The sequence below is a fragment of the Neorhizobium phenanthreniclasticum genome (assembly GCF_040066075.1).
GTDB lineage: Bacteria > Pseudomonadota > Alphaproteobacteria > Rhizobiales > Rhizobiaceae > Neorhizobium > Neorhizobium petrolearium.
The window spans coordinates 1-4,226 of sequence record NZ_JBEAAL010000067.1; the positions used below are offsets into that span (position 1 = coordinate 1).

General features: G+C 60.9%; 3 protein-coding genes. All 3 read left to right on the forward strand.

Going from position 1 to position 4,226, the window contains the following annotated elements:
* The coding region (locus ABK249_RS33615) for a methyl-accepting chemotaxis protein (protein WP_348864908.1) at nucleotides 1-576 on the forward strand (576 nt) is incomplete at its 5' end.
* Between the two features lie 192 nt (nucleotides 577-768).
* Entirely contained in the window at nucleotides 769-2,577 is a 1,809-nt protein-coding gene (locus ABK249_RS33620) for a methyl-accepting chemotaxis protein (RefSeq protein WP_348864909.1), read from the forward strand.
* Between the two features lie 160 nt (nucleotides 2,578-2,737).
* A partial coding sequence (locus ABK249_RS33625) for a HAMP domain-containing methyl-accepting chemotaxis protein (RefSeq protein ID WP_348864910.1) occupies nucleotides 2,738-4,226 on the forward strand: 1,489 nt, incomplete at its 3' end.

A 4,226-nucleotide genomic window follows, 5' to 3' on the forward strand; every position in this document is an offset into this window, starting at 1 on the left:
GAGCATGGCAAAGGTTTTGCGGTCGTCGCGTCCGAAGTGCGCAAGCTTGCGGAACGCAGCCAGGCCGCAGCCGCCGAAATCAGCGCGCTTTCCGGCGACACGGTTCAAGTCGCCACGGAAGCCGGCGAGATGTTGAACAGGCTGGTTCCGGATATCCAGAAGACGGCCGAGCTGGTCTCCGAGATCTCCGCGGCCTGCCGCGAGCAGGATATCGGCGCCTCACAGATCAACGAGGCGATCCAGCAGCTCGACAAGGTAACCCAGCAGAATGCCGGCGCTTCGGAGGAGATGTCGGCCACCTCGGAAGAGCTCGCATCGCAGGCGGAGGAACTGCAGGCCTCGATCGCCTTCTTCAAGGTCGACCAGAATGGCGGCAATAAGCTGGCAAAGCGGGCTGCGGCTGCTGTTACCGCCTCGAAGCCGGCAACAAGGCCGGCGCACCGCCCGGCAGCACCTCAGTTCCACAAGCCTGATCATTCGGTGCAGAGCCAGCAGGCCCGTGCCAAGGGCTTTGCCCTCGATATGTCGATGGGCGGCCCCGACGCGGACGACGAAAACTTCCGCGAAAGCGCCTGAGGCCTTTAACAGAATTCACCCAGGGCCGCTCAAACGGCCTTGGGATGGCCAGGTGCATGTAGCGCATGGCTGTCCGACTGGCCCGGACGATCGCAGAAGAGTGAATGTATCGGTCTTCCTGCTTCAAACCGCTTTCCGGCAAGACGAAAGGAAAGCACGACTGATGCATTCATTGCCTTTGGGGATAAGGTTATGCGATTTACGATCAAGCTCAAATTAGGACTGGCCTTCGGCTTTCTTGTCAGCATGCTGATCGGTACGGCCGGCTACGGAATCTACAGCCTGGGTACTGCCAATGAAGCCATGACCTACGTCACGGAGGTCGCGGCAACCCGGCTCGACAAAATCCAGCAGATGAACATCCTGTCGCTCAATCGCATCCGAGCGCAGAAGAATATGCTGCTGGCTACATCACCGGCGGAAATCGAAAAGTTCTATACCGACGGTGGCAAGCTAGAACAGGAATTCCTTGCACTGCTGGACGAACTCGTTTCCACGGCGACAGCCGATCAGAAGCAATTCTGGGACACGACACGCGCACTGGCATCAGCCAACCACGGCGCAAACGAAAAGGTCGATGCGGCCGTCAAACGCGGCAACATGCAGGAAGCGCTCGACCTCTCCTCCGGAGAAAGCCGAGAGGCGATTGCAGAACTTACCGCCCAGCTCGAGGAAGCAGTGCAGATCAACCGCGACCGGATGCAAAAGTCGAACAACGAAGCGGAAGCCAATTACTGGGCCACACGTTCGCTCATGATCGTGATTGCCGTGATCGCGGTCATCACGGCGGCGGCAACCGCCATCTGGATTGCACTCAGCATCAACTCCGGTCTTCGCAAGATCATGGCGGTTGCAGAAGCAGTTGCGATCGGCGACCTCAACCAGAACGTCGAGATCAAGACGAACGACGAGATCAAGGACCTGGTCGACACGATCAACGTGATGACCGGCAACCTGCGCAACACCGCCAGTATCGCTGACCAGATCGCCAACGGCAATCTGATGGTCACGCCGAAGCCGCTTTCCGATAAAGATACGCTGGGTCTCGCGCTCGAAAGCATGGTAGAGCGCCTGCGCGGCGTCGTTGCCGATGCACTCTCCGCGGCCAACAACGTCTCGTCGGGCAGCCAGGAGCTCTCCGCAAGTTCGGAGCAGCTCTCGCAGGGTGCCACCGAACAGGCTTCCTCGGCGGAAGAAGCCTCCGCCTCGATGGAGCAGATGGCGGCAAACATCAAGCAGAATGCCGACAACGCCGCGCAGACGGAAAAGATCGCACGCCAGTCTTCCCGCGATGCGGAAACCTCAGGTGAGGCCGTCGGCCGCGCCGTTACGGCCATGCGCACGATCGCCGAAAAAATCTCCATCGTCCAGGAGATCGCCCGCCAGACAGACCTTCTCGCTCTGAATGCCGCCGTCGAGGCCGCCCGCGCGGGTGAACATGGCAAGGGTTTTGCGGTCGTCGCCTCCGAGGTCCGCAAACTTGCCGAACGCTCTCAAGCCGCCGCAGCGGAGATAAGCTCCCTTTCCGGCGACACCGTACAGGTTGCAACGGAAGCCGGGGAGATGCTCAACAAGCTCGTTCCCGCGATCCAGAAGACGGCCGAGCTCGTTTCCGAGATTTCCGCCGCCTGCCGCGAGCAGGACGTGGGTGCCTCGCAGATCAACGAGGCGATCCAGCAGCTCGACAAGGTAACCCAGCAGAATGCCGGCGCTTCTGAGGAAATGTCTTCGACCTCCGAGGAGCTCGCCGCTCAGGCCGAGGAACTGCAGGCTTCGATCGCCTTCTTCAAGGTCGATAGAGCCGGTTCGCAGGAGCGGTCTCCATCTGCCGGAAGAATGCCCGCCGCCCAGCCTAACGCGCGACCCGCAACGAAGTCCTCCGCGTCCAGAGCGGCCGACCATTCGGTTAAAGCGCAGCAGGCCCGAGCCAAGGGCTTTGCCCTCGACATGTCGGTCGGCGGTCCGGATGCGGATGACGACGATTTCAGGGCGAGCGCATGACGCGGGACGCGAAAGGAAGAGACAAAGCATCGTGCAGGCTCCGCAGCATGGTGACACCGGGACTGAACTTACCGGCGTTCCGGGGAGCGTGTGGCCCCAATATGAGAAACTCATGCGGACGGCAGTCAGTGCGCGGCCGGAAACTTTGAAGGGATAGCAGATGCGGTTTACAATCAAACTAAAGCTGGCGCTCACATACGGCCTGATCATTACTCTTCTGATCGCCGTTGCGGGCTTCGGCATCTACAGCCTCTCCAACCTGAACGATGCAGTCGGCAGGCTGATCGAAGGACCGGCAGCGCGGCTGGAGACGGCTCAGAACCTGAGCAACTTTCAGCTGCGCCTGACGCGCGCGCAGATGAACATGGCGAACGCGACCACTTCGAAGGACTTCGATATCTATGCCGAGGCCAGCGACCGGAACCAGCAGAATTTCAAGGATACGCTGAAACGACTCCATGAACTCGCATCGACCGAAGAGGGCCGCCAAGCTTGGAGAGACGTCGAGGCCAAATTTCAGCGCACCGTGGAACTTGATGGCCGTGTCCGTAACTTCATTCGCAGCGGTAATTCGGCAGAAGCGATTGCGACCATTGCCGGCGAAGGCCGCGCGCTGATCGATGACATAGAAGACGCCATCGACAAACGCGTCGAGGCTGCAAGGAGCCAGATGAAGGCGGCGGATCAGGCTACTGACGAACAGTATGCTCAAACCCGCACCTTCGTGCTTGTCCTGTCTGCCATTGCCGCCGTCATCGGCATCGTCGCCGCAGTCTGGATCGCTTTGGGCATCAACAGCGGCCTTAAGAAAATCGCTTTTGCCGCCACCGCTGTCTCGATCGGGGATCTCGAACAGAAAGTCGAAGTCAAGACCAACGACGAGATCCGGGATCTCATCGACATCGTCAACATCATGACCGGAAACCTGCGCGATATAGCAGCGATCGCCGACCGCATCGCCGCGGGTGACCTCACCGTCGAGGCAAAACCCCTCTCCGACAAGGACGCGCTTGGGATCGCCATGCAAAGCATGGTGGCCAACCTGCGCGGCACCGCGAGCGTTGCCGACCAGATCGCCAATGGTGACCTGACGGTCACGCCGAAGCCGCTCTCCGACAAGGACGTTCTGGGTATTTCCCTGCGGAGCATGGTGGAACGCCTGCGCGGTGTCGTTGCCGACGCCCTTTCCGCAGCCAACAACGTCTCCTCCGGCAGCCAGGAACTTTCGGCGAGCTCCGAGCAGCTCTCGCAAGGCGCGACCGAACAGGCTTCCTCGGCCGAAGAGGCCTCCGCGTCCATGGAACAGATGGCCGCCAACATCAAGCAGAACGCTGACAACGCCGCCCAGACCGAAAAGATCGCCCGCCAGTCCTCCAGGGATGCCGAAGCTTCCGGCCAGGCTGTCAATCGTGCCGTCGGCGCCATGCGCACGATCGCCGAGAAGATCTCCATCGTGCAGGAAATTGCCCGCCAGACCGACCTGCTCGCGCTGAATGCCGCGGTCGAGGCCGCTCGCGCCGGCGAGCATGGCAAAGGTTTTGCGGTCGTCGCGTCCGAAGTGCGCAAGCTTGCGGAACGCAGTCAGGCCGCAGCCGCCGAAATCAGCGCGCTTTCCGGCGACACGGTTCAAGTCGCCACGGAAGCCGGCG

Excerpts from the sequence above, each read along its gene's own strand:
- ABK249_RS33620 (WP_348864909.1), top strand. The coding sequence starts at position 769 with ATGCGATTTACGATCAAGCTCAAATTAGGACTGGCCTTCGGCTTTCTT.